Source organism: Pyrobaculum neutrophilum V24Sta (assembly GCF_000019805.1).
In the GTDB taxonomy this organism is placed as follows: domain Archaea; phylum Thermoproteota; class Thermoprotei; order Thermoproteales; family Thermoproteaceae; genus Pyrobaculum; species Pyrobaculum neutrophilum.
Map to the genome: position 1 here is coordinate 1,572,435 of NC_010525.1, position 24,730 is coordinate 1,597,164.

General features: G+C 61.1%; 28 protein-coding genes and 1 tRNA gene. 9 read left to right on the plus strand and 20 right to left on the minus strand.

The genetic code is table 11. From position 1 onward, the window contains the following. Window positions 1-56: 56 nt before the first annotated feature. The 11 genes from ndhC to TNEU_RS09110 form a co-directional block, all read right to left on the minus strand. A complete protein-coding gene (ndhC, locus tag TNEU_RS09060; RefSeq protein ID WP_012351129.1) occupies window positions 57-416 on the minus strand; it encodes an NADH-quinone oxidoreductase subunit A in 360 nt (119 codons plus the stop codon). Further along, window positions 410-1,372, minus strand: coding sequence for an NADH-quinone oxidoreductase subunit NuoH (gene nuoH, locus TNEU_RS09065; RefSeq protein WP_012351130.1), 963 nt, complete (start codon window positions 1,370-1,372; stop codon window positions 410-412). The genes ndhC and nuoH overlap by 7 nt, the downstream gene beginning before the upstream one ends. A gap of 81 nt (window positions 1,373-1,453) precedes the next feature. Continuing rightward, window positions 1,454-1,852 (minus strand): NuoI/complex I 23 kDa subunit family protein, encoded by a 399-nt coding sequence (locus TNEU_RS09070; protein WP_012351131.1) that lies wholly within the window; start codon window positions 1,850-1,852, stop codon window positions 1,454-1,456. Beyond that, window positions 1,849-2,859 (minus strand): thiamine pyrophosphate-dependent enzyme, encoded by a 1,011-nt coding sequence (locus TNEU_RS09075; RefSeq protein WP_012351132.1) that lies wholly within the window; start codon window positions 2,857-2,859, stop codon window positions 1,849-1,851. Before TNEU_RS09075 ends, TNEU_RS09070 begins: the two co-directional genes overlap by 4 nt. Window positions 2,860-2,905: 46 nt before the next feature. Then, entirely contained in the window at window positions 2,906-4,114 is a 1,209-nt protein-coding gene (locus TNEU_RS09080; protein WP_012351133.1) for a transketolase C-terminal domain-containing protein, read from the minus strand. Continuing rightward, window positions 4,111-5,049, minus strand: a complete 939-nt coding sequence (locus TNEU_RS09085) for a 2-oxoacid:acceptor oxidoreductase family protein (RefSeq protein ID WP_012351134.1) — start codon at window positions 5,047-5,049, stop codon at window positions 4,111-4,113. The genes TNEU_RS09080 and TNEU_RS09085 overlap by 4 nt, the downstream gene beginning before the upstream one ends. 81 nt (window positions 5,050-5,130) lie before the next feature. Beyond that, window positions 5,131-6,234 carry a proton-conducting transporter transmembrane domain-containing protein gene (locus TNEU_RS09090; RefSeq protein WP_012351135.1) on the minus strand — a complete coding sequence of 368 codons (1,104 nt, stop codon included), beginning with the start codon at window positions 6,232-6,234 and terminating at the stop codon, window positions 5,131-5,133. Continuing rightward, window positions 6,222-7,838: a proton-conducting transporter transmembrane domain-containing protein gene (locus TNEU_RS09095; protein ID WP_012351136.1), complete on the minus strand. Its 1,617-nt coding sequence runs from the start codon at window positions 7,836-7,838 to the stop codon at window positions 6,222-6,224. Before TNEU_RS09095 ends, TNEU_RS09090 begins: the two co-directional genes overlap by 13 nt. Further along, complete coding sequence (locus tag TNEU_RS09100; RefSeq protein WP_012351137.1) at window positions 7,826-9,115, minus strand: complex I subunit 5 family protein; 1,290 nt, start codon at window positions 9,113-9,115, stop codon at window positions 7,826-7,828. The genes TNEU_RS09095 and TNEU_RS09100 overlap by 13 nt, the downstream gene beginning before the upstream one ends. After that, window positions 9,108-9,344 carry a hypothetical protein gene (locus TNEU_RS09105; RefSeq protein WP_012351138.1) on the minus strand — a complete coding sequence of 79 codons (237 nt, stop codon included), beginning with the start codon at window positions 9,342-9,344 and terminating at the stop codon, window positions 9,108-9,110. The genes TNEU_RS09100 and TNEU_RS09105 overlap by 8 nt, the downstream gene beginning before the upstream one ends. Beyond that, entirely contained in the window at window positions 9,337-9,744 is a 408-nt protein-coding gene (locus TNEU_RS09110; RefSeq protein ID WP_012351139.1) for a hypothetical protein, read from the minus strand. The genes TNEU_RS09105 and TNEU_RS09110 overlap by 8 nt, the downstream gene beginning before the upstream one ends. Window positions 9,745-9,908: 164 nt before the next feature. On the opposite strand from TNEU_RS09110, the gene TNEU_RS09115 reads away from it, so the two are divergent. Next, window positions 9,909-10,001, plus strand: a tRNA-Phe gene (locus tag TNEU_RS09115). On the opposite strand, the gene TNEU_RS09120 is transcribed toward TNEU_RS09115, so the two are convergent. Beyond that, on the minus strand, window positions 9,980-11,089 hold the full coding sequence (locus TNEU_RS09120; protein ID WP_012351140.1) for a branched-chain amino acid ABC transporter permease: 1,110 nt from the start codon (window positions 11,087-11,089) through the stop codon (window positions 9,980-9,982). The genes TNEU_RS09115 and TNEU_RS09120 overlap by 22 nt on opposite strands. Then, window positions 11,086-12,057: a branched-chain amino acid ABC transporter permease gene (locus TNEU_RS09125; protein ID WP_012351141.1), complete on the minus strand. Its 972-nt coding sequence runs from the start codon at window positions 12,055-12,057 to the stop codon at window positions 11,086-11,088. Before TNEU_RS09125 ends, TNEU_RS09120 begins: the two co-directional genes overlap by 4 nt. A gap of 47 nt (window positions 12,058-12,104) precedes the next feature. On the opposite strand from TNEU_RS09125, the gene TNEU_RS09130 reads away from it, so the two are divergent. Genes TNEU_RS09130 through TNEU_RS09140 form a run of 3 tightly spaced genes read left to right on the plus strand, consistent with a single transcriptional unit; the run spans window position 12,105 to window position 14,906 of the window. Further along, window positions 12,105-13,496 carry an ABC transporter substrate-binding protein gene (locus tag TNEU_RS09130; protein WP_012351142.1) on the plus strand — a complete coding sequence of 464 codons (1,392 nt, stop codon included), beginning with the start codon at window positions 12,105-12,107 and terminating at the stop codon, window positions 13,494-13,496. Further along, entirely contained in the window at window positions 13,468-14,208 is a 741-nt protein-coding gene (locus tag TNEU_RS09135; protein ID WP_012351143.1) for an ABC transporter ATP-binding protein, read from the plus strand. The genes TNEU_RS09130 and TNEU_RS09135 overlap by 29 nt, the downstream gene beginning before the upstream one ends. Then, window positions 14,205-14,906: a branched-chain amino acid ABC transporter ATP-binding protein gene (locus TNEU_RS09140; protein ID WP_012351144.1), complete on the plus strand. Its 702-nt coding sequence runs from the start codon at window positions 14,205-14,207 to the stop codon at window positions 14,904-14,906. The genes TNEU_RS09135 and TNEU_RS09140 overlap by 4 nt, the downstream gene beginning before the upstream one ends. On the opposite strand, the gene TNEU_RS09145 is transcribed toward TNEU_RS09140, so the two are convergent. Genes TNEU_RS09145 through TNEU_RS10530 form a run of 3 tightly spaced genes read right to left on the minus strand, consistent with a single transcriptional unit; the run spans window position 14,899 to window position 17,559 of the window. Further along, window positions 14,899-16,185: a TldD/PmbA family protein gene (locus tag TNEU_RS09145; RefSeq protein WP_012351145.1), complete on the minus strand. Its 1,287-nt coding sequence runs from the start codon at window positions 16,183-16,185 to the stop codon at window positions 14,899-14,901. The two genes, TNEU_RS09140 and TNEU_RS09145, sit on opposite strands and share 8 nt — an antisense overlap. Continuing rightward, window positions 16,182-16,985 (minus strand): TldD/PmbA family protein, encoded by an 804-nt coding sequence (locus tag TNEU_RS10525; protein WP_342606867.1) that lies wholly within the window; start codon window positions 16,983-16,985, stop codon window positions 16,182-16,184. The genes TNEU_RS09145 and TNEU_RS10525 overlap by 4 nt, the downstream gene beginning before the upstream one ends. Next, complete coding sequence (locus TNEU_RS10530) at window positions 16,948-17,559, minus strand: PmbA/TldA family metallopeptidase (protein WP_342606868.1); 612 nt, start codon at window positions 17,557-17,559, stop codon at window positions 16,948-16,950. The genes TNEU_RS10525 and TNEU_RS10530 overlap by 38 nt, the downstream gene beginning before the upstream one ends. Window positions 17,560-17,605: 46 nt before the next feature. On the opposite strand from TNEU_RS10530, the gene TNEU_RS09155 reads away from it, so the two are divergent. Then, window positions 17,606-18,577 (plus strand): hypothetical protein, encoded by a 972-nt coding sequence (locus TNEU_RS09155; protein ID WP_012351146.1) that lies wholly within the window; start codon window positions 17,606-17,608, stop codon window positions 18,575-18,577. On the opposite strand, the gene cyoE is transcribed toward TNEU_RS09155, so the two are convergent. Then, the gene (cyoE, locus tag TNEU_RS09160) at window positions 18,543-19,379 is read right to left on the minus strand and encodes a heme o synthase (RefSeq protein WP_012351147.1); all 837 of its coding nucleotides are present in this window, start codon (window positions 19,377-19,379) and stop codon (window positions 18,543-18,545) included. The genes TNEU_RS09155 and cyoE overlap by 35 nt on opposite strands. A 68-nt stretch (window positions 19,380-19,447) precedes the next feature. On the opposite strand from cyoE, the gene TNEU_RS09165 reads away from it, so the two are divergent. The 3 genes from TNEU_RS09165 (at window position 19,448) to TNEU_RS09175 (ending at window position 21,520) form a co-directional block, all read left to right on the plus strand. Further along, complete coding sequence (locus TNEU_RS09165; protein WP_012351148.1) at window positions 19,448-20,353, plus strand: dihydrodipicolinate synthase family protein; 906 nt, start codon at window positions 19,448-19,450, stop codon at window positions 20,351-20,353. Further along, window positions 20,353-21,006 carry a tRNA(Phe) 7-((3-amino-3-carboxypropyl)-4-demethylwyosine(37)-N(4))-methyltransferase gene (locus TNEU_RS09170; protein WP_012351149.1) on the plus strand — a complete coding sequence of 218 codons (654 nt, stop codon included), beginning with the start codon at window positions 20,353-20,355 and terminating at the stop codon, window positions 21,004-21,006. Before TNEU_RS09165 ends, TNEU_RS09170 begins: the two co-directional genes overlap by 1 nt. A 274-nt stretch (window positions 21,007-21,280) precedes the next feature. After that, complete coding sequence (locus TNEU_RS09175; RefSeq protein WP_012351150.1) at window positions 21,281-21,520, plus strand: ArsR/SmtB family transcription factor; 240 nt, start codon at window positions 21,281-21,283, stop codon at window positions 21,518-21,520. On the opposite strand, the gene TNEU_RS09180 is transcribed toward TNEU_RS09175, so the two are convergent. The 3 genes from TNEU_RS09180 to rpsJ are packed head-to-tail and all read right to left on the minus strand — an operon-like array spanning window position 21,492 to window position 23,451. Further along, a complete protein-coding gene (locus tag TNEU_RS09180) occupies window positions 21,492-22,307 on the minus strand; it encodes a hypothetical protein (protein WP_012351151.1) in 816 nt (271 codons plus the stop codon). The genes TNEU_RS09175 and TNEU_RS09180 overlap by 29 nt on opposite strands. Further along, window positions 22,304-23,101, minus strand: a complete 798-nt coding sequence (surE, locus tag TNEU_RS09190) for a 5'/3'-nucleotidase SurE (protein WP_012351152.1) — start codon at window positions 23,099-23,101, stop codon at window positions 22,304-22,306. Before surE ends, TNEU_RS09180 begins: the two co-directional genes overlap by 4 nt. A 29-nt stretch (window positions 23,102-23,130) precedes the next feature. Then, a complete protein-coding gene (gene rpsJ / locus TNEU_RS09195; RefSeq protein WP_012351153.1) occupies window positions 23,131-23,451 on the minus strand; it encodes a 30S ribosomal protein S10 in 321 nt (106 codons plus the stop codon). Window positions 23,452-23,568: 117 nt separating this feature from the next. Here rpsJ and prf1 point away from each other — a divergent pair, with 117 nt between their 5' ends. After that, window positions 23,569-24,726 carry a peptide chain release factor aRF-1 gene (gene prf1 / locus TNEU_RS09200; protein ID WP_012351154.1) on the plus strand — a complete coding sequence of 386 codons (1,158 nt, stop codon included), beginning with the start codon at window positions 23,569-23,571 and terminating at the stop codon, window positions 24,724-24,726. Window positions 24,727-24,730: the final 4 nt, after the last annotated feature.

The following is a 24,730-nucleotide window of genomic DNA, read 5'->3' on the forward strand; positions in this document are numbered from 1 at the left end:
TGAAATTTTATATAATTAAAAATTCGCCAAATTCGAGGAGAGCGCTCGCCAACTGTCTAACGGGCGCCTCCGCCCCACCTTCTGGCGTCTGCCAGCGTCTTGTAATAACGGGCAACAACCGCGGCGACCGCGGCCATGAGGAGGGCTATAGACAGCGCCAGGGGGAGGGGGTAGTTGTTCGTTAAAACGGCCACTATGGCGAGGCCCAGCGCCGCTTCGACCACGGTCACTAGGTATATGTACCCGATGTACTGCATCACCAGCCTCCTCTGCACTGTGCCGTAAGGCGGCCCGCCTGCCTCGAACCGCCTGTGTTTAACGTCTGAGGGCTTACGGGGCGCCAGGAGGTAGCTGATCAACACCAGAGCAAGTAGGAGCGCGAGGAAGAGCGCTACGAAGACAACGACCGCTACCATAGCAGATCCACGGCGATTGACCAAGCCACGGCCGCCGCCGAGAGGGCCAGTAGCTTGCCCCAGCCCAGCCTAAGCGCTTGGTCTATCCTGTAGCGGGGGTAGACGGCTCTAACCAGTAGGGCGGGTAAGACAAAGACCGCCATCTTCGTGGCGGTCACGGCGGCGCCTAGGAGGCCGGCGGCGGGTGCCCAGCCGCCAAGGAACAAGACGGCGCCTAGTAGAGACAGGGTGTAGAGCTTGACGTAGTTTGCGCCGAAGGCGTAGATGAAGAGGGTGGAGCCGTACTCCGTATAGGGCCCGAGGACAACCTCGGGCTCGGCCTCCGGTATCTCAAAGGGGAGCCTCGTGGTGGACATTAGAAGGGCCACTAGATATACCGCGAAGGCCAGCGGGTTCAGGAGGACGCCCCAGAGGCCGCTCTGCGCCTCCACTACGCCGTATGGGTCAGCCGACTTGTAGAGGATAAACATGGCCAGGGCGGCCAAGAGGAGAGGCACCTCATAGGCCGCGGTCAACAAGATCTCCCTCACCGCGCCGATGTAGGTGAACTTGTCGGCCTCCGTCCAAGCCATAGTCACCACCAGCACTGCCACCAGCAAGACTAGGACGAGGGCGATGGCTAAGCCATACGGCTGATAGGCGATGACGAGGCCGGGCGCCGGCGCTATGAAGATAAGGGGCACGGCCTCCGCAAAGAAGAGGAAAATCGGGGTCGCGGCGAAGAGAAGCCTGTTGGTGTGGGCCGGCAGAACCAGCTCCGAGAAGACGAGCTTAACCAGATCGGCGATCGGCTGGAGGAAGCCCCCAACGCTCTTGGACACATAGAGAGGCCCGTAGCGCCACTGGATCCTCGCTACTAGCTTTCTCTCCAGCCAGATGGCCACCACTAAAAAGCCGAAGACGCCTAGTACCCCTGGAAACACCACTGCCGCCAGTATGTCCATCGGGATGGACATGTGCCTAGATCGGGAGTGGTTAAAATCTTTGTATTCTTGATATAGGCGTATACCCTTTCTACGTCTACAGAAAACTTAATTTTATATAAGTGACTTTGTGCCGGCAAGAGGGGCAACGTCGTCGGGGTCCATCTCGGCAGGTTTACGGTATACGTTCAGATCGGTCCAGACTATCTCCGTGTTGTTCACGTACTTGAGGGATCCTGTTGGACATGCGTCGACGCAGTAGCCGCAGAGGATGCAACGGCCCCAGTCGATGCCGGGGTACCTCCTCCCATCTGCCTCAAGGTGGAACTTTATGGCCTTGGCGGGGCAGACCGCTTCGCACAGCTGGCAACTTATGCACTTTCCCCGGTCGTTCACTATGAAGCCTCTCATCCTGTCGCCGTAGTCTCTCCTCTCCTCCGGCCACCTAACCGTGATGGGGCGTTGGAAGACGTACTTCAGCGCAACCCCAAACATCTTTAGGTGGGCAATCATTTCCGCTCGGTGAGGCAGGGAAGAGATGGGTCGACGGGGCCTATGACCTCCCTTCCCATGATCCGGTTGATCTCCTCCACGTCGCGGTCAATCACCTTCTGTATGTACTCTATCTCGTCTGGCTTAAGGTGTCTGAACCTGCCCTGGAGCTGCAGGAAGCATTTGACGTGCTTCCTCCTGGGCACCGGCAGTGTGACTCTGAACTCGCCGTTTTCGATTTCGTAGTTCACCCAGTAGCCCGTCTCTGTGGCCAGCTCCAGCACCCTGATGGCGTACTTGGGCTCGAAGCGCCAGCCTGGGGTACAGGACTGTAGCACGTGTATGAAGGAGGGGCCGTCCACCTCTATAGCCTTCTTGAACTTGTACACCATGTCGTGCACGTAGGCGGGATTCGCCGTGGCGACGTAGGGAATTCCGTGGGCGGCCGCGATAGCCGCCATGGGCTTCTTATGCCTCGTGTTGCCTGGCACCACCTTGCCCGCGGGCGATGTGGTGGCTGAGGCGCCGAATGGCGTCGTCCCGCTCCGCTGTATGCCGGTGTTCATGTAGCCCTCGTTGTCGTACATGACGTAGATCACCCTGTGGCCCCGCTCCAACATTCCGCTGAGGGCTTGGAAGCCGATGTCTGCAGTTCCTCCGTCGCCGGCGAAGACAACCACGTTTATCTTCCTACTGGGGTCGATAACGCCACGCCTCTTCAACGCCTTGATCGCGGCCTCTATGCCAGAGGCAACCGATCCGCCGTTTCCAAAAGCGACGTGGATCCACGGCACAGCCCAGTTGGTGCGCGGGTAGACCACCGTAGAGACCTCGGCGCAGCCCGTGGCGTTTACAACGACGGTGTCTGGGCCGAAGACCTTCAGCATGTGTCTTGCAATTACTCCGATAGTACAGCCGGCACAAAGCCCATGCCCTGGCAGGAAGAGCTCCTCATTTGGAAGCTCAAAGGTTGCATATTCGTACTGGCCCTCGTACTCCTCAGCAGCCTTTACCGCAGTTTTCACCATGTAGTTCTTTCGGATGTAGACGGGGATCTTGGCGAAGCGGCCTCCGCTACTCATAGCCGCCCCTCAAGCCGATTGTGTAGGTCTGGTTGGGGGCCCACAGCCCCTTGGCCACCTTCAGAGCCGCCTCATATATCATGTCGCTGTCTATTGCCCTCATGCCGATAGTCGCCAACGCGTTGTAGACAGGCCTCTGCAGAGTAGCTGCAACCTCAGTTGCCATTGGCCCTATAAGAGGTCCGCCGTGGTTGATCGCCCTATCTATTACGAAGACCTTATCTACTCTGTCAAGGGCCTTACGTAACTGGTGGCCGGGCCAGGGCCTAATGACGCGTAGTCTCAAGGCGCCGGCCTTGACGCCCTCCTCCCTAAGCCTATCTACTACCTTCTTCACCAAGCCGTATATGGAGCCGTAGGTCACTATGGCGAGTTCGGCGTCCTCCAGCCTGTATGTATGGAAGAGGCCGTAGCTCCTGCCGAACCACTTGCCAAACTCTCTATCCACCTCCTCTACAACCTTGAGAGACTCCCTCAGCGCCTCTGCGGCCTGCCACCTCACTTCCCAGTACCACTCCGGCGTTCCCACGGCGCCTAGCTGGAGCGGGTTGTCCACGTCTAGCTTAACCCAAGATCTGGTGATGGGGGCAAACCTCATGACGTCCTCCTCGTCCTCCGGCACGTCGAGCGGCTGGAGGACGTGGCTGGTCCAGAAGCCGTCGTAGGCCACCACGGCGGGTAGGTGGACCCTCTGGTCTTCTGCAACGCGGTATGCCTGTATAATCGTATCAAAGGCCTCTTGGGCATTTTGGACTATATATATGATCCAGCCTAACTCTCTCATGGTCATCACATCGCTGTAGTCGCCCCATACATTAATAGGCGCAGATATCGTCCTCGCCGCTACCCCCATGACTATCGGTAATCTTAAACCTACGGCGATGGGGAGGTTTTCGTACATATGCATTAGGCCTTGGGAGGAGGTCTCTGTGAAGGTACGGGCGCCCATGGCGGAGGCGCCTATGGAGGCAGACATCGCGCTGTGTTCGCTCTCCACTGGTATATATTCGGCGTCTAGCTCGCCGTTGTTTACATACTCGGCCAACTTCTCCACCACTGGGGTCTGCGGAGTGATTGGGTAGGCCGCGATGACCTCGGGTCTACACATCTTGACGGCTAGGGCAACGGCGTGGTTGCCCGTCAGCGCTATCCTCTTCTGGGCTATCTTCTTCTCTCTCGGGACTAGGGCTTGGGCCGTCATATCTCCCTCACCATCTGTATTGCCCCTGTTGGGCAGACCTCTGCGCAGACACCACACCCCTTGCAGTACTGGTAGTCGAAGTCGATGGCCTTGGTCCTAAAGACGCGGCCTCTAGGCCCCGGCGCCTCCCTCCAAGCCTCTATTATGGCGTCGTCTGGACAATACAGCCAGCACTTCCTACACATTATACACTTGGAGTGGTCTATAATGGGCTTCTCTATCCTCCAGCCGCCTGTGAGATACGGCAAGCTACTGCCGGGGCCGACGGCGCCGCCTTTATTCACCTGTTGCCAGCCCACAAGCTCGTAGGGCCCGGTTAGGAAGGCCGACGTGGTGGATATTACCCCTTTCGGCTTCGCGGAGGCGTCCACCTTCTCGGGCTTGAGGACAACGGCCACCTCGTAGGCCTCCTTCGTGGCGGCGAAGTTCTCCTCAACGGCCTTGCCCAGCTGGTTCTCAAACGCGGTTTTTATCGACTCAAGCCTGGGGAAGCCCATCACCTTGGAAAAGGCGCCAGCCAGCGGGCCGTTGGGCACGGGGAGACCCACGTGTTTCATGGCGATGCCGACAGCGTCTAGCACCACCACGTAGACGTCGTTTCTCCCCACCAGCTTCCGCACCTCCTCGGGCTGCTTAGCGCTGTTTACGATGACGTAGCCGCCGGGCTTCACGGCGTCAATGGCGAACCTCATGGGGTCGATGAGCTTGTCGTCGAATATGATGGCGACGTCGGGAGTCTTAATCGGCTCCTGATCCTCGATGGGGTTTTTATCTATCGTGAGGAAGGCCTTGACGGGCGCGCCTCTCCTCTCCGCGCCGAACTCAGGGTTGGCAATGGCGTAGAAGCCGTCTATCACGGCGGCGTTGGCGACTATGTAGGTGGCCGTGACGATGCCCTGGCCCCCGCGGCCAAGCCAGATCGTCTCAACCCGCATGTATAACCCTCCGTGCGGTCCTAATAAATATTTAGTTCTGTTTCCAACTACCTCTATGGTTAACCTAGTAGAAAATCTATGTTACAATAACGAACTAACATTATAGATAAGCCAGAGCGGAGCCGCCGCGCCTAGGGCCGCCACGGCGACGCCGACGGCGGCTGGAAACGCGCTACGGCCCTCCGGGATTGACTCCATCAGCCTGAAGTAGTAGGGGGCGACGGCAACGACGTTGACCAAGACATATAGGGCAAACAGCGGCCCCACCCTCTCCGCAGTTAGCAGAACCAGCAAGGCCTTAGGCCAGAATCCGAACAACGGCGGGAGGCCGATCTGGTGTAGCGCCAGGACCCTCGCCGCCCAGCGCGGGCCGCCTGAGCCGAGGGCGTAGAAGAGGCCCATCTTCCCGAAGGAGTCGGCGAGGACTAGCGCTAAGGCCACCTCGGGTGACGCCGGGTATATAAAGAGGGCGAAGCCCGAGTGGGCCACCGTCGAGTAGGCAAGTATCCTCCTCGCATCGGCACTGGTCAATGCGCCCAAGTTCCCCGTAGCCATAGACAGAGCGCCGAGTACATGCGCGAGGAGGGCGGGCGCCTTCGGCATAAACGCCAACAGGGCGAAGGCCGCAGACAGCTTGGGCAGGCTGGCCAAAATGGCGAGCCCCACCGCGTTTGTCCTCCCGTATACGTCCGGCACCCAGAGGAACATCGGCGCCACCCCCAGCTCCAGCGCAATCGCCAGGAGGATGTACGCCTCGCCGACGGGCGCCCCCCTCTGTCCCAGGCCGATGAATAGGAAAGAGGAGGCGAACACCGACACCACCATGTATCTGAAGAACCCCTCGAGGCTCCCCCTATCTCTAGCCGTCGCCGCAAGCGCCGCAGGCGCCAACACGGCAAGCACGAACCCCAAGCCCTTTAGATATGCCGCAGGGAGAAACATCAGGTAGACCCCCGTGAGGGAGAGCGCCGAGGCGAAGCCGGCGTAGTCCCTAAACACGCCGCCTCCCACAGCGGCCGCCGCCAGGTAGAAGGGGAGGGAGAGGAGGTACAGGGGGGAGATCTGCCACATGAGGAAGGCCAGCAACGCGACGTAGGCCACGTCGACGGCGGCGCCCCACCTGCCGAAGCCCGCCGCCACCCTCGCGGCGAAATACACCGGCAGGATGAGCTCTATGCCCGCCATAGCGCCACAGCCAAGAAGAAGGCAACTGCTATGCCGACGACGTAGAGGTAGTAGTCCAGCCTCAGCCCAGACACTCTCACGGAGGCTCTGCGCACGGCGTCCACAAGGCCCCCGTGTAGCGCGGTGTCGACCAACCAATCGACCACCGTCACCACGTCTACCAAGAGACGCCAACCGGGGGCAGCGGCTCTCAGCGCTCTGTCGACGAAACCGTCGAAGCCCGCCAGCGCCCTCCAGAGCGCCCTATACAGCGCGGGCCCCACGCGGTCGAACAGAACGGGCAGATAGAGCCTCCTCTTGAGGAAGGCGGGCTCGCCAGCGAACGCCAGCGCTAGGCCGGCCAGGGAGAGGAACAGAACCGGCTTGGGCAACGCGAAGAGTAGGAAGTTGGGCGCAACGACGAGCGCGAGGTAGGGCACCCACATGGGCTCCCACTCGGCCGCCGCCGGCTTCCTCAGTAGCTTCCCGAGGTAGCCCGCGGTTAGCGCCGAAACCGCGAGGGTCCACAGCGGCGCGTCGTTTTTAGCCAGCGCGCCCAGGGGCGTTATGCCGAGGAGCGTAAGCATGGACAACGCCACGGCGGCTTTGGCGGCCAGGGGGTACTCCTCGGGAAAGCGGCTGTGGCTGGCGTGGATGGCGTGGCCCACGGCCATGAACAAGGTCGCCTTGGCGAAGCCGTGGGCGTATATGAGGAGAAGCGCCTCGTGGGGCTTCTCAAGAGCCAGTGCCGTGATCATGCCGAGGTACGAGGCGGTCGACGCGGCGAGCATGAGCTTAGGCTCCCTCTGGCCCAGCGCGATTAAGCCGGAGACGAAGGCGGTTGCGGCCCCCACAGCGAGGGCAACCCCAGCAGCCCAGTGGGGCATGACGTCGCCGAGCTTGAGGAGGAGGATAGGCCCCGCCTTCACCATGGTGGAGCTGTGCAACAGTGCGCTTACTGGCGTTGGGGCCGACATGGCCGTCATAAGCCAGTCGGTGAAGGGCAGCTGGGCGGCTTTTACAAAGGCGGCGAGCAGTATAAGTGCCGCGGCCACGTCCCCCAGAGGCCCCCACTTGCTCATGAAATCGCCGTATTGAGCCGCCGCGGCGGCCAGCCCGATGAGGAGGGCGGCGGTGCCCACCTCCACGGTCAAAATGGCGCGCAGGGCCGACGCGGAGGGAGGCCACAGCCACCTCATCCCGGCGGCGTATTCCCCATCGCCCACGTAGCCCATCTCGTAGCCGTCTCTATACGTCAAGATGAGGCCCCAGCTGGCTAGGTCCAGCCCAGCCCACCCCACCACCAGGAGGGCCCAGTGGTCGGCGAGGAGAAACAGCTCCATGGAGGCGAAGAACACACCCATCCACCCCCAGAACCAGCCCGGCCTCTCGAAGCCCCTCATGTAGAAGTGGGAGTAGACGACGATGGTCAGGTAGATGCCGGCAACGAAGGCAGCAAGCTCCCAGTACTTCGCCGTTAGATATGGAGTGGAGGGGGCAACGCCGAGGAGTACGCCTAGGAGAAAGGCGGCGCTTGCGGCCACCGCGGCGTAGCCTCTAGCGGCTAGGAGGTCGGCCAGCGCTGCGGCGTAGGCAAGCGCCAGGAGTAGCTCTAGCGTAGCCATAGGGGCAAAGCCGCCAGCAGAACGTAGGGCGTGGCGGCCGCCGCCAGAGCGGCGGCGTACATGTCGGGCGGGTACTCCACCTGCGCCTCGCCGGCTCTGTACAGCTGGTTAAGCAAGTAGAAGCTGTAGACCGCGGTGGAGAGAAGCGCGAAGACGGCCAGCGCTGCCGCCGACAAGGTGGCGGGCACTCCCGCGGCGACGTATGCCTTGCCCAGGAGGTTTATGCCGAAGAGGCCGGCCAGCGCCACGAAGCCGAGAATCCCGACGGCCAGGAGGTGTCGGTCCCACCTAGCGGCGCCTATCTCCCTTGTGTGCAACGAGACGATGTAGATGCCTGCCAACATGAAGAGAGCCGCCTTGGCGAAGGCGTGGCCCACGAAGAGGAGCGCGGTAGCTGTATAGCTGAAGTCCCTCGGGATGGAGGCCGCCGCCAACAGAAGACCCATGTTGGCAACTGTCGAGTCCGCCAGTGCGCGTTTGAAGTCTGTCTCCCTAAACACAAGCAGGGAGCCGTAGACGGCGGTGGCCAGCCCGTATAGAAACAGGGCCTCCAGCGGCCAACCTGCGCCGGTTTTGAGACGCCATATCCAGTAGGACATGAGGCCCACGTGTATAGGCGACAAGAGCGCGCTGAGGGGAGTAGGCGCCTCGGCGTGTGCATAGGGTAGCCAGAAGTGGACCCCCGCCGTGCCCATCTTCACCAGAAGGCCTAGCAACACGAGGAAGGTGGCTAAGTCGAAAGCTAGGCGAGCCGTCTCGAAGCCGCTGGCGGTAAACCTGCCGGTGAGGGCGACCCCTATTAAGAAGAGTATCGACCCAATCTGGGCCCAGACGAAGTAGAGAAGCCCCACGAACCTTCTATTGCCGTACCCGAAGTACCATATGAGGAGGAAGCTCGTCACAATGCTGAGCTCCAGCGCCAGGAAGACGAAGAAGAGGTTTTCAAACAACACGATGTAGACGAAGGAGAGGACGTAGAGGGCGTGGACGCCGTAGTACCAGTTGGGGGCGCCTAGATGTTTTAGATACCGAGGCGCGTAGAAGGTGACTATTAGGCCCAACAGAACCGAGGCCGCCACAAAGGGTAGCTTGTGCCCGTCCATGGCCACGGCCACCTCCCCCACGTAGGGGAGGGTCACCAAGACGGCGGAGCCGGGGGCTAGGAACAGCAACATGGAGGCTATGGAGGCGAGGGCGGCCGGGTAGCCAAGCCTAAGCGCCGCCAGCGCCAGGGCGGCGGACAGCGCGGTGGCCAGTATAAACACCTCGCTATACATAGCCCTCCCTCGCCGCTCTAAACAGCGTGGCTACCATGAGGACGGTCTCGGCTACCCCGGCGACTGTGGCGGCGGCTACCAGCGATAGGTCTCCCGACAAGGCGGCGCCCCATATGCCGGCCATCGTGGCTACCTCGGCCCCAATTATGACGCGGACCAGCGACCTGGCCGCGGCCACTATGGCCATGCCCCCCGCCAGCAAGGCGACTAGAAGAAGCGCCTCAATCATGGGTTAACCTCGCCGCTATTATGAAGGCGTAGAGGAGCAACGCGGCGGAGATAGGTATGATCCACACGTCGAGGACGGCGTTGGGCGTCTGCGGCTGGGCGCCCGGCAGGAGGGCCATGGGCAACGCGGCAAGGGCGGCCAGCGCGGCTGGTCTAAGCTCGGCGGAAGCCCCCCTCTCCGTTATGGAGGCCACCGCCACGATGACCAGGGTGAGGGCGGCCACTACATACACCAAGGCCACAAGTATAAACGCAACCGACAGCGTTGGGTAGAGGGCCCAGATAGCCCCGGCCACCACTACGCCGAGAAAAGTGAGGGAGATAGCCGCCAGTATGTTATCCCTCGTCCTCAACATGGCCGCGATTAGGGCTACCGCTGTGATTAGGAAAGCCCAGAGCATGGACGAGCTCTACTACCTGTTTATATATTCACCTAAATGCACTTCAAAAACTAGATAGCCGCAATTCGAGAATATTCGAATGAAATATCACTATAGATAAAGCAATGCGTGTGGAAACCGCCGCCGTCGTAAAAAGCTTAAAAACATCCAAATTCAGTATAACAGCGGCCGTAGCTCAGCGGGAGAGCGCCCGGCTGAAGACAGCTCGCAGAGCCTTCAACGGGCGGGCCCGGGTTCAAATCCCGGCGGCCGCACCACTCCTCTGGATCTTCCTCCTCTTTGCGAGCGGGGTCTGCTCCTCCGGGATCAGACCCTCCGGCTTGGCGGCGATAATCGCCAGGGCCAGGGCGCCGAACAACATGTAGGCCAACCAGACTGGGTCAAAGCCCAGTATAGAGGATAGCTCGTATTTGTACATGTCTATCAGCCGGCGCAGTGTGACAAAGATAAAGACGCCGTTGACAACCCCCAGATTGTTGCCCATCCCCCCTAGGATCATTATGAGCCAGGGGTAGAACGTGAACGTGATCCTGGTGAAGGAGCTGGCGTGTACCGCCCCGGCGTAGAGGGCATATAGAGCGCCCGCCGTCGCTGAAACTGCGCCGCCTACCGCCATGGCCCAGAGCCTCAGCGCCGTGGCTCTGCGGCCGAACACCTCCACGAGCTCGGGGTCCTCCCGGTGGACCCTAAGGGCTCTGCCGTATGGCGAGTTCACCAACCTATCCAGCACAAGGTAGACCGCGAGAGCTACCGCCCCGGCTAACACCGCCGCACCTAAGTATCTGGAGAAGCCGCCTCCGAACACCTTTTCCAGTATCGGCGGTATAGAAACCCCGAATGTCCCCCCGACGAAGGGCTCGTAGTATCTGCCGACATAGAAGAGGACGTCTCCAAAGGCCAGCAGGGTGATGGCTAAGTAGTCCTCCCTAAGCCTCACGGCGGGTAGAGACATGGCTACGCCTATGGCGGCACCTGCGGCGAGCGAAAACAGGAGAGAGAGGGCTAGCAGCAGTAGGGCGCCTTGGGGGTCCATGGCCTTCGCCAGGTTTGACACTATCGTGGGGTTGTCGTAGACGAAATCCCCGCTGACGCCGTAGATCGACATGGCTAACCTAGACACCACGCCGCCGACTATGAAGGCGCCGGCTGTAACGGTGAGCACCTTTCCGAAGTTCGGTATGCCGCCCACCCCCGCCTCGAGGTTTATAGACAGGGCGATTATGGCGAATATAGCCACGTCGACGATGGTGCCGAGGATGTACGAGACTACGTCTAGTCCCGACAGCGCTACGGCCGCTACCGAGAGCCCGTAGACGTAGAGGCCGACTAGGGCCAGAGGTCTCATTTCTTCCTAAGCGACGTCAGCCCCTGCGGTATGACGATAAGGAAGACGGCCACGGCGATTAGGGGCAACAGAGGTCTATACTGGAGTAGTTGATATGGCTCTACGGCGACGGCATATGCGGCGTATGTGGCGAGGGGCACCTCCACGAAGCCCATGAGGTACGCCCCCAAAACCGCCCCAAAGACGCTGTTGAGGCCGCCTGCTATGCTCGCCGCGAAGATGCCGGCCAACATCATCCAGCCTGTGTCCGGCTCCACGGTGAGATACAGGGTGAGTAGCGACCCTGAGTAGCCCGCCAACGCGCCTGCTATAGCCCACGCCGCTAGGTACGCTCTATCTACGTTGATGCCGAGGGATCTTGCCAGCTCCTCGTTTTCTACGGCAGCTCTAAGGGCGACGCCGAGCTTTGTCTTAGTTAGGAAGAGGTACATCACGATGGAGACGGCTGCCACCATGGACGAGCCGACCACCGCGAGGCCTTGGACATCGCCTATGGAGAAGTCGGCTCCCCTAAGCGTGTAGCTCCTGGTGAATACCCCCCACGCCCTCCCCAGGTAGTCTGCGGTGGCGTTTAGAGCGCCGAGCAGTATGATGTTGTAGGCCATAGACGCCATCATGAGAATTATGGGCGACGAGCCGCGTCTGTAGATCGGCATGAGGGTGTAGTAGAGAGCCACCGAGGCTACTACCGCAAAGGGCAGGGCGGCCAGGCCCGCGAGATATGGCGAAAGTCCAAACCTCTGGCTGAGCGCGAGGGCGGCGAGAATCCCGATGCCCATCACAGCTCCATGGGCGAAGTTGGGAACTTTGGTAGTTTGATAGGTCATGGTTAAACCAACGGAGGCTAGGGCCAAGATGCTTGAGTACATTACACCCTCCACCGCGAGCCGGGGGGCATAGGCCGCTGAGGCGGCCCATCCGACGGCGAGAGCGGCTACGATAAGCCAGAACAGCGCGATTCTTTTCATCAACGCGTTGGGAAGAAACGCTTAAAAACGTTATTTATCGAGTGTCCATGAACTCAAAAACTGTAGGAATAATAGTTGGAATAATTGTACTACTGGCAATTGCGGCCTTGCTAATCAACCAACAAGCCCCAGCCCAGAGGACAACAACGCCCCAGCAGACGACCCCGCCTCAGACTACGTCCGCGCCAACAACAGGCGGCCAAACAACCTCGACACCTCCCCAGACCGCTACACAGAGCTGTAGCTGGAAGCTCGTAGGCATGTATATAGCATCCCAGGACAAGGTCGTATTCGGGGAGCCCCAGCCCGTGACGCCTCCCGCCGGGGCTCAAACGCCGGTCATCGTAAACGTGACCGCCACGCCGGCCGACAACGTTGTTGAGATTGGGGTGTTGCAGCCTCTCTCTGGGAGACTTGGGTCGCTGGGAGAGCTTGCAAGAGCTGCGGCGGAACTCGCTGCCGATGACGTAAACCGCTATCTAACCAAGATCGGGGCGCCGTTTAGGGTGAAGGTGTTGGCGGACGACACTCAGGCGGATCCAAACCTCGCGCTAGAGAAGCTGAAGTCGCTACACACCAGGGGCGTTAAGTACTACCTCGTGAGGACGTCGGGCGAGGTCAGGCAGATGAAGCAGTACGCCAACGACAACAAGCTCATTCTAATTTCTGTGTCTTCTACAGCGCCCGGCCTGGTGACCCCCAGCGACTACGTCTTCAGGCTTCCGCCAGACGACACGAAGCAGGCTAGGGCTTTGGCGGCTGTGCTCAGGGAACATGGGATAAAGGCTGTGGCGCTTATATATATCAACAACGACTACGGCCGCGGGATAGCTACACAGCTACAGAACATCCTCAAGGGCGAGATGGAGGTGGTGGTAGCCGCGGCTTACGACCCGCAGAAGTCTGAGTTCTCTGCGGAGGTGAGCGCGCTGGCCGACAAGGTCTCCGGTTTGGTTGGGAAATACGGCGCAGATAAGGTCGCCGTGGTAGCCCCCGGATACGGCGAGCTACAGACCATCTTCCTCACCGCGGCTAACTACCCCGTGCTCAGCCAGGTGAGGTGGTATGGGACCGACGGCTCCACGGGACTGAAGGAGCTAACTGATCCAAAGGTGTGTCAGTTCGCGGTTAGGGTGGGCGGGTTCGTGAGCACGAAGTTCGCGCCTGCTAAAAGCGCCTACTACGACCGCGTCAGGAGCTACATACTGAGCAAATACGGGAGGGAGCCCGACGCCTACGCCTACAACGCATACGACGCCGTGTGGCTCATAGCGCTAACCATACTGCAAAACGGGGGCGACCCAGACACGACGAAGTTCTTCACGAAGTTCCCGGAGGTCGCCGCGAACTACTTCGGCGCCTCTGGGCTAACGAAGCTCAACCAGAACCACGATAGAGACTCCGCCGATTATGCCCTCTGGGCTCTTGTTGCAGGCTAGCGGGGTGGTCAAAAAGTTCGGAGGCCTTACCGCCCTAGACGGCGCCTCTATTTCCGTACCACAGAACTCTTTTGTCATCTTGGCCGGCCCAAACGGCTCTGGAAAAACCACCTTGCTCAACGTGATCTCGGGCCTCTATAGGCCCGACGGCGGCAAGGTGCTCTACCAGGGCTTGGATATAACACATGCGAGGCCCTACGAGCGGGCGCGGCTGGGAATAGTTAGGACTTTCCAAACGCCTAGGGTAGCGACAAAGATGTCTGTTTTAGACAACGTGATTTTTGGGCACATCTCAGCCGATGCTCCGTTCGAATTCGGTTGGGCGAGGCGGGAGGGGGAGCTGGTGGAGAAGGCGTTTAAGGTCCTCAAGGTTGTGAAGCTTGACCACATGTGGGACAGGGCGGCGGGGGAGCTCAGCGGGGGGCAACTAAAGCTTCTTGAAATCGCGAGGGCCTTGATGGCTGACGCGAAGCTGATATTGATGGACGAGCCGGGGGCCGGCCTCAACCCCACCCTCGCCCACGAGCTGTTTAAGCTGATGCGCGAGCTCACCCAGCGGGGCCACACGCTTCTCGTCGTTGAACACAGGCTGGATATAGCGGCGGAGTACGCAGACTACATGTACGTTCTCTACAACGGGCGGGTTCTGGCAGAGGGGAGGCCCGGCGAGGTGCTCTCCGACCCCCGGGTTGTCCAGGCGTTTCTAGCATGATCAAGACCGAGGGTCTCGACGCTGGGTACGGAAAGCTACAGGTTCTATTTGGGGTAGACTTCGTCGCTCAGCCCGGCAAGATAACAGCCGTCTTAGGGCCCAACGGCTCCGGGAAGTCAACGCTCTTAAAGGCCATTTTCGGCATCGCGAAGATATATGGCGGCCGCGTCTACGTGGGAGACCGCGACGTGACTAAGTTGCCCACACACGAGCGGGCCCAGCTCGGCGTCGCCTACGTGTCGCAACTTAGAAACGTCTTCTCTACGCTGTCGGTTCTGGAAAATTTGAGACTCGCAGGCTACGGGCTGTCAAAGGACGAGTTCGAGGAGAGGCTTAGGGAGGTGGCCGAGGTGGTGCCCCTGAGGGACATCCTTGGGAGACGCGCCGGCGAGCTGAGCGGGGGCTGGAGGCAGTTGGTGGCGATCGCCATGGCGCTTATGAGACGGGCCAACATCTTCATGTTGGACGAGCCGACGGCCCAGCTGGCTCCGAAGATGGCAAACCAAGTGCTTGAGGTGGTGGCGAAGCTCAGGGAGGCGGGCCACACGGTGGTGTTGGTGGAGCAGAACGCCAGACTCGCCCTAGAGGTTGCGGACGACGCCTATCTCTTGGTGAGCGGGAGAGTACACTGGAGCGGGCCCGCCAGAAAACTGTTGGAGGAGCGGGAGCTCGGGCGGCTCTACCTAGGCCTCAGGTAGTTACGGCAATGGAGCGGACAACGGCGTAGGGGGCGTTGGCCGGCGTGGGCATGTCCCACCAGTAGATCTGCCTCGCGGTTTTCGACAGCTCCGCGACGCCCTTTACAACCCTCTCGAGGGTGTCCGCCAACCTGACGTATTTGACGGAGGCGGTGGGCCTTCCGCCCTTTATCAACAACGCGACGTCTCTCCCCACCGTCGAGAACTGGCCAAGCTTTACGTTTTGGAAGCGGGTGTACCAGTTGTTGTGTATGTACACGCCGTTGCCCAGATCTACAAAGAGGGCCTCTAGGTCGTCCGGCCCGTCCCCCGGCGCCACCCATATATGCCCCGGCGCCGGCCTAGCCCAGCCGTATAGGGCGTGGCCGGTCGGCTCCATGCCTAACGCGGCCGCGGTCCCCCTAGTGTGGATGAAGCCGCTCAGCGTCCCCCGTCTGTAGATCTCCACCGGCCTGGGGGCCAGCCCCTCGAAGTCGAAGGGCGTGTAGCCGTAGACCGACGGGTTGTGGCTCTCCTCGACAAGGGTGAGGACGGGGGCAGCCGCCTCCCTGCCCAGGTCCCCTCTGCCGTATCTGGAGCTTCCGGCCAAGACGTCGAGGCCGTTCGCCCACGTCTGCACCACCTCCCCCATGAGGTGGCCCAGCACCAGGGGCGAGAGCAGGAGGTCTGCAACGCTGGGCTCCAGGCGCGTTCTGGGGAGGCCCTTGGCTATGGAGAGGAGGCGCGAGTTCTCCGCGCCGACTGCGTCTGCGTCTATTTCCGAAAGCCTTCTGCCGGCCGCGGCGCTTGTGGCGGCTAGCTCCCCTAGGAAGGACCTAACCGTCATGTATACCCTGTTGACGGCGTAGTGACCCTCGCCTCCCGCCGTGTCCTCGTACCACTTCTGGACGTATGTCAAGTGGACAACCCCCGCGCTCCTCTCCGCCCCCTCGGCCGCGTCTATAGCCCTCTTCACCAGATCTGGAATCCTCTCGAAGTCCTCCGGCGGCTCGGCGCGGCTCGGGGGCTTGGCCCCCGCCGCCGGCACATACAGCGGGTCGTCGGGGAGAGAGGGCATCCGGGAGACGGCCCTATCTACCTCCCTTAGATCGACGGGGCCAGTGAAGCCTAGAAGGGCCGTCTTCCTCCCCTTGGCGAGGCGGAGGTAGAGGCTCTCCGTCCTCCAGCTCTTAAAGACGGTTATTTCGTCGTTGGCGAACCTCGCCATGTAGTTCTCCACCACGGTTCTAACGGCTATGGCCTCGTCGACTTTCCCCCTTACGAGCTTGAGCAACGTCATATCACCACCCTTATCCCTCGGCTTCTAAAGGTGGGGCCTCCCATGGACACGGGCACGGGCTGCGGCGGGTTCCCCTTGCCGCACGTCCCCACGTACAGCTTGAAGTCTCTGCCGACGGCATCTACGCCGCTCCATAGCTCCGGCGTGTCCACCTCGATGAAGCCCTTCACGGGGTCCTTCAGCTCGCCGTTTTCTATGACGTAGCCCTCGAATATGCCGTATCTCCCGGAGTACCTCGTATCGTCGATGTTCCACTCGGTGTAGGATACTACATATATGCCGCGGCGCGTGTCCCGTATTATCTCGTCGGGGCGCCAGTCCCCCGGCTCGAGGTAGGTGTTGGACATCCTGGGGATGGGCTCTCTGTCGAAGGCGGAGGCCCTTGCCCCTCCGTTGCTGTGCAGGCCCACCACGGCGGCGTACTGCCTATTGGCTATGAACTCCGTCGCAACTCCGCCGCTGACCAGCCTCTTGGGCCTAGCCACTACCCCCTCGTCGTCTACTAGGTAGAAGCCGTAGGCGCCTGGCACAGCTGGGTAGTCGGTTATGTTGACGAGGCCGCTCCCTATCTTCACCCCGGCGGCGCCGGGCTTTATATACGACTCGCCCGCCTCGGCGCCTTCGCGCCCATATATTCTATCCAGCTCGAAGGGGTGCCCCACGGACTCGTGCACAAATATGCCCGCCATCTCGGGACCGAAAACCACGTCGTATCTCCCCGGCGTCACCGCCTTGGCCTTCTCCAGGAGAGCCAACGCCTTCCTAGACTCCTCCTCCACGGCCCTCTCGGCGTCTTTCACGAAGTCTGGGGGTGGTCCCGCCGAGGAAGATATCCCTCTGGAGGCTACCCAGGGAGGGCTCGTGTGCTATAAACATGCCGAAGAGGTAAGCCCTCGGCACCCTGCTGTATACGTCAGCCCCATCGCTTGTTAAAATGCGCTTTTCCGTGGTCCAGACGGAGGCGTAGAGCCTCCTCACGGCTAGACCCCCGGCGGCGTATCCGTCGAGGGTTTTCACGAGCTCCAGCGGGTCGAGCTCCACCGCCGGCAGGCTGTAGCTCACCTTCGCCAACTTCTCCTCACTCAAAGCCACAGGGCCTTTCCTGGCCCTAGCGGCGGCCTTGGCGAGCTTTACGGCTCTCTCCACCGCGGCGAGCACCTCCTCCAGCTCGGCCTTCGGCACCGCGGCGAATCCCATGCCTCCTCCGGCCACAGCCCTGACCGCAACCCCCTCCGAGGAGAAGGAGGCCGATAGCTCGTACTGGCCGTTTCTCACGGCGGCCGCCACGCCGCCGTCTCTCTGCCACCTCACCTCGACGTAGGATGCGCCGAGGGACAGCCCGTAGTCCACCGCCCGCCTAAGGAGATCCTCCATGTGGAACCCGCCAGCTGTATATAAAAACAGTGACGCGGTTTAAGCCATGTGGCACGCGATCGGTAGATCGGACGACTCCGCCTTCTTCAACGCCATGATGGATCTCGTAACATCGGCGAGGGCGGCCCTCCTCCTCTCGGCGGCGTTTTTCCCGGCGGGCGTCGCGGCGGCTGGCCATGCCCCATGGCTCCACGGCTACCTCATGACGGCCGGCCTCATCGCGTTTTACCACGCCGTCATGTACGTCCAGCTACCCGGCTTCATAAACGCGGCTCCTCACAGAGCCGCCACGTGGCTCCTCACGGCCCTACTCCTGCTGGGCCTCCTGGCGCAGCCTCGCCTCGGCTACGCGGCCTACGCCCCCTACGCCCTCCTCCACGCCCTGCTCTACCTAAGGGGGCTCTGGGGCAAGCCTACATACTATCCAAACGTCATAACGGTGGCGGGCCTGCTCCTCCTCCCCCTATCTCGAAACCACCTAGAGGCCGCCATGTCCTTCCCCCTGGCCTCCGTCTACTCCCTCCTCTACAGGGTCGAGTTCTCCAGGGCGAGGAGGAGGTTCTCCGCCTCGACGGCCCTCTCGATCGCCGCCTTATATGTGGCCGCGTACCTCGCTGCGTGGGCGGGCCATGCGTGGGCCTTTGCCCTCCCCTCCCTCGCGCTGACGCTATATGCAAAACCCCGTGTGGAGGACCCCTACGGCGCAGGCGCCTTCTTCTTCCGATGGGCTGTGGCGCTTACGCCGGCGGGCGCCCACCTCCTCTACATGGCCTTCGCGGTGATCATGTCGGCTCTCTGCGTGCCCTACTTCGTCCCCTCTATACTCTACCGCCAAGCCCCCAGCTACGGCTGGGAGCTCGTGGCGGCGGCCTCCGCGGCCTACCTCCTGAGAAACGCCGGAGTTCTGGCCGCCTCCGCCGCGCTGGTCGCCGCGTTGGTGTTATACGCCGCGGTGCGTTCCCTGAGGGAGAGGTACTACCCCCCTACGAAAACACCAGAGCGAGCAGAAAGAGGGTAAGGATGGGGCTGGAGGCCTTGTACATCCTCCACATGGCTCTGTCGCTTTTTTCCCTGAGCGCTAGGGCGCTGGTTGCCACCGTGCCGGCCACCCCCGCGAGAACCAGGGCGAGGCCGGGGAGTCCGCGGCCGAAGACCAGATAGAGCCAGAGGATGTAGGCGGCGCTTGCTATATTCAGCGCCGAGATTATAGCCACGGCCTTCCCCTCGTCTATAATGGCGGGCAACATGGGGACGCCAGCCCTTCTGTAGTCCTCTCTGTATTTATACGCCAGCGCCCATATGTGGGAGGGTATCCAGAGGTATATGGCGAAGGAGATGAGGACGGCCGGAAGATCCACCGTCCCCTTCCCCAGGGCGTAGCCGCCGAGGAAGGTGGCGTTACCCGCAAAGCCCCCGCCCAGTATGTTCAGCCAAGTCCTCCTCTTTAGCCAGACGGTGTAGACGACGGCGTAGAAGAACCAGCCCAGAGCGACGAATACGCCGGGGAGAGGGCCCAGGAGGTAGAAGCCCAGCAGTATGCCGGTGGCGGAGAGGGCTAGGGAGTAGACAAGGGCGTTTGAAGGCGGTATCGCCCCCGCCGGCAGAGGTCTCCTCGCGGTTCGCGCCATAGCGGCGTCTATATCCCGCTCCCAGTAGTGGTTGAAGGCGGCGGAGCCCCCCACCGCGAGCGTGGCGGCGGCTGTCAGTGCCGCAAGCCGACCCCAGTCCACCGTCCCCGCGGCGTATACGTACCCCACGACGCTGGATAGGATCAAAAGCCAGATGACCCGGGGCTTCAGCAAAACGATATAGGGATTCATAGGAATGAATCCGCTATGGTATTAAAATCTTGATTGGACAACTTTTTAAAAGCGGTGTAGTAGAGGCTATGCGTATCGAGGGCGTGGTGGTGGCCACGGTAACGCCTTTTGCCAAAGACGGCGTAAACTACGAGGGGCTGAGGGCGCTCCTCTCCAAGATAGTGGAGGAGGGCTACCAGGGGGTCTTCCCAACCTCATCAACCGGCGAGGTGACGAAGCTGACCTTCGAGGAGAGGGTCAAGGCGATGGAGGTGGCCAAGGAGGTGGCGGGGGGGAGGGCTCTGGTGGTTGCAGGCACCGGCACGGGGGACCACCTCTCCACGATCGAAATAGCCAGGAGGTACAGAGACGTGGGCGTAGACGTCCTCCTCATCACGCCGCCGTACTACATACAGTACGACTGGGCCGCCGTCTACGCCTTCTACAAGAGGGTGTTGGACAAGGTGGACATGCCCGTCGTCCTCTACACCATACCCCTGGCCACGGGATACAACATACCCGTGGAGGTCTTCGAGCTGGTGGCCAACGAGTACAGCCAGGTGGTGGGGGTGAAAGACAGCTCGGGTGACTTCCGCTACCACCTAGACCTCATACACCTCCTCGGCAAGAGGCTTTCGGTGCTACAGGGCCTAGACCTCCTGTTTGTCCCCTCCCTCCTCATGGGGGCACACGGGGGCGTCCTGGCGGGGCCGAACTTCCTCGGCAGAATCACGCTTGAGCAGTACAGGCTGGTGAAGGAGGGCAAGACGGCAGAGGCGGTGGCGCTCCACAACAAGCTCATGCCCCTATGGAGGTTCATGGGCGGTTGCGGCCTCGTGGGGAAGCTCGGCGGTAAGTGGCCCACCCTCTACAAGGTGGCCACCCAGATGGTGCGGGGGATAGACATGGGCCCGCCTAGGGAACCGTTGCCGCCGATAGACGACAGAGACAGGAAAGAGCTTGAGAAGTTGCTCAAGGACCTAGGCCTTATCTAATGGGGGCCGTAGATAGGAGGGTTTTTGAGGCCCGAAAGCGCGTGTTCGTAGAGCGGCTCGAGAGAGAGGCCCTCCAGGAGAGGGTAGACGGCGATATCCTCCCCCTCCTCCGCCTCCTGAACCGGCACCCTGCCATATACACTACTTCCAGCTGTAGCGGGAGGATAATGGTGGCAGAGGCGGTGAGGCCGAGCTACAGCAAGGGCAGGGGGTTCAGGCCGGTGGCTAAGTGGCACCACCCGGCGCCGCCCGACCTGGTGAGGGCGGCCGCCGACCAGGTGGACAATGCGTGGCTAATGGTGAGGGGGGCGATTCTACATCTGGCGGCCGCAGACGCCAAGACGGCATACCGGCTGGTTGAGGTGGGTAGGGAGACGGGGCATAAACACAGCGGCATAATCGCGATAAACAGAGGCGGCATCTTCGTCGAGATACTGGGCGAGGAGCGGCTGGACATACCGCTGAAGAGAGGCGGCATCTACGTCTCAGATCTAGAGACGGCGGTGGACATGGCAAACAAAACCCTGGTGCTGGCGAAGCTGAGGCTGTACTGGCTGGCGGCCCGCCTAGAGGCGGAGCTCTTCGGCCTAGAGACGCCGGAGAGCGACGAGATCAGGAGAGCCATCCGCCGGGCGGCAAACTGCCTCGGATAACCGCGCTCCCCGCCCTGAAGGGCGGGGTTTCCCGGGGTCTCGGCCGTTGCCCGGGGTTGGTGAGCCGCGTCGGTGCGGGTATCGGGGGGTGTCCCCCCTCTCCGCCGGGGCTATCTGCCGTCGACCCGCCGTATGGAATGTACTGCTGAGCCCTTCTCAGCCCTCTTCACCGCTCCCATGGAAATAGCTTAAATCTATCCCCGCCCTAGAGGGCGGGGCTTTCGGTTGTAACGGCGCTACGCAAAATTTTTTAAAATGGATAAACGCCGTACACATGGCGAGGGCAAAGTCGGCAACTTCCCTTTCGGACCCGAGGAGGGCCGAACTACTGAAGTTAATCGAGGAAAACGGCCCTCTAACCCAGGGCCAGATCGCGAAGGCGATGGGCATGACGTGGGGGCAGGTTCAGTGGCACCTCTACGTCCTAGAGAGGGATAGGAAGGTTAGGAGGGTGGTAAAAGACGGCGTAACATACTACGTCTCGGCTAACGCTCCTGTCGAGCTCCTAGAATAAGCGTGTCGTAGACAAGAGGCTTGTTGACGAACTTTATCACGAGGGTGGCGTTGCCTCCCCCCTGTAGCGTCGCCGGCGTCACTTCAACGTCGGGAGGAGCCGCAATGCGGTAGAGGCCCGGCGGCACGGTTATGTTTACGACGTAGGGCACGTCGGTGGGGATGAGGTTCAAGAAGCCTCGGGTCAGCGCCGTCCTGTTAAATGCCCCCTTTATCTCTATCCTCTTTATGCATGCCACGTAGACTACCTTCTCTATCGGGTACCTCCGGCCCAGGTACTCCACGGCGTTTATCTGGAGGGGGACGCTACTCACAAGCTCTAGGTAGACGTTTACAACCCCCGTGCGGTTGAGTTCGGCTTGGTTATACGGCATGAAGTAGTATCTGTTGAGGGGGAGTAGCGCCGCGGTGGTTAGGTCGTAGGTGGCGTTGGCGGAGACCGCTTTGAAGACGTATACGCTGACGGGGTCCTCCAGCCTCTTCCTATCCACCGTGATGTTGAAGTAGTATATGTACTGGGGGCCTATGCCTGCGCAACGTGTGACATTTGGCGTCGATATGTAGAGGGCCACGTGGAGGATCCTGGTTGCTTCTGTGGTTGCGGCCGACGTGGTGGTTGGGGGCGGCGTGGTGGCCGTCGGCGTGGCGGCGGGGGTCGTGGGGGGGACTGTGGTTGGGGCGGGTTTGGGCGCCGTTGTGTGTATGTAGAGGACGTAGGCGAGGGAGGCCGCCGCGGCGGCTAGTAGGGCGGCGGCGATAGCTATGGCGTAGTTGGCTACCGACGTCATAGAGATCTGTTGACGTGGTCCAGGAGCCTTCTAAGCTCTTCTAGGTCTGCGGCTCCTCCCCCGTCTAAGGAGTTCATGTTTAACGTCAGGGGGGTGACGGCTATGTTGCCCTCCTTGAGAACCACGTAGACGTCTGTGTCAGGCTCTGGGTCGAGGTTTACGCCGTAGAGCCAGTAGTAGGCGGAGCCCCTTGGGTCCACCCTCCTCTCCACCTGCTGGGCGTATCTCAGCTTCGCCGCCTTTACAAGCTTGGCTTTGACCCCCTTCTTCAGCCTCCGCGGGAAGTTGACGCTTATTACGTCTACGCCCTTCGGCATCCCCCGCCTCGTCACGTACTCCGCCGTGGCGTACACCGCCGACTCCATCAGCGAGAGCGCCTCCCCGTCGTTGAGGACGTCGCCCCAGCTGTCGACGTATGCGGAATACGCCACGGCGGGTATGCCCAGGAGCGCCGCTTGGAAGGCCGCGCCCAGGGTGCCGGAGGAGAGTATCACCTGGAGGGAGGTGTTGTCGCCCAGGTTTATCCCCGAGAGCACCAGGTCGTAGCTTCTCCCCAGGCCGTAGGTGGCTAGGTATATCGTGTCGGAGGGCGTGCCCGAGGTGGCGTAGGCCTTAAAGCCGCAGAGGTCCACCTCGTACATCCGGAGGGGCTTGTGGAGAGTGATGCCTAGGCCCACCGCCGACTTGGGCGACTCAGGCGCCACCACGTCCACAGGCCCGAGCCTCGAGGCGAACCTGTGGAGGAGGCGGAGGCCTGGGCTGTGCACCCCGTCGTCGTTGGTGACCAGAATCACAGAGGATAGTTTTCAAACCTATATATTGGTTAAATAAGCTGTAGCTCGATCTTGACGGTGTCTGGCACCCTGATCGTCATGAGCCTCCTCAGAACCCTCTCGGAGGCCTCTATGTCGATTAGGCGTTTCGAGATCCTCATCTCCCAGTGGTCGAAGGTGTGGTAGCCCTGGCCAGAGGGGGCTCTTCTCACGGTCACCATAAGACGCCGGGTGGGGAGGGGTATCGGGCCCCTCACCTGGACGCCCATCTTCTTGGCGAGATCGACGATCTCCCTCGCCACCTGATCCACGTCGGTTGGGTTTGTGCCGTAGAGCCTTATCCTCACCTTTCTCCTAGAGGCAAGAGACATGTGGCACCACTGTAAAGGGGGTATTTAAACTTGACTAGGGAGAGCCGGGCAGGGCCCCGCGCTGGGGCGGGGCGCCGAGGTCATTAACTATTTAAAGGCATCGCGGGGGTTTAGGCCATGAGTTTCAACAGGCCGCCTAACGGCGTCTACTACATCAAGACGCCCGTGGAGATGAGGGCGTTTATCAACCTGCTGAAGAAGTTCAGGGGCTACGCAACTACCTTGATCACCCTCTACATAAACTCGGAGAGGCCTATCCCCGACGTGTTGAACCTGCTGAGGTCTGAGTGGTCCACCGCCTCCAACATCAAGGACAAGACCACCAGGACCCACGTCCAGGACACACTGGAGCGTATAATAAACAACCTTAAGGGCGAGGCGAAGGCTCCCGAGAACGGGATGGCCGTCTTCGCCGGGTTCCACATGATAAACCAGGGCAACTACGAGTGGGTTTACTACGTCGTTGTGCCTCCCCAGCCCATATACACCTTCAAGTACATATGCGACACCGCCTTCCACACCGAGATACTGGAGGATCAGATGCACGCCGGCGTTGTATACGGCATCGTCGTCGTCGAGAGGGGGGAGGCCGTCATCGCGCTACTGAAGGGGGGACAGTGGGAGGTGGTGAAGACCGTGGAGTTCTTCGTGCCGAGTAAACACCACGCCGGCGGCCAGTCGGCGAACCGCTTCAAGCGGCAGACTGAGCATCTGGCGGAGACCTTCTACAAGGTGCTGGCGGAGGAGGTAAACAAGATCTTCCTCCAGATACCGACGCTGAAGGGCATCATAGTGGGGGGTCCGGGCCCCACCAAGGAGGACTTCCTAGAGGAGGGGGGTCTCGACTACAGGCTTAAGGATAAGGTCTTGGCGGTGGTGCCGGCCTGTTGCGCCAACGAATACGGGGTTGTGGAGGCGATAAAAAACGCCCAGGAGCAGCTCAAGGAGAGCGAGTACGTCCACGCCAAGGAGGTCATGGAGAAGGTGATGTACTACGCGGTGAGGAAGAGCGACTACATGGTATACGGAAAGGAGAGGGCGCTCAAGGCCCTGGAGATGGGGATGGCCGAGACCATAGTCGTGGCCGAGGAGCTCGGCGAAGACGCCGTACTTGAGGTGGTGATGAAGGCCGAGGAGAAGGGGGTCAAGGTGGAGGTCGTCCCAAAGGGCGTCGAGGAGTCTAAAACGCTGATGCAGGCCTTCGGCGGATACGTCGCGCTCCTCTCCACCCCAGTGTGGGTGCTGGAGCAACAGATCCAGGCAGAGGCCGCTTAAGCGA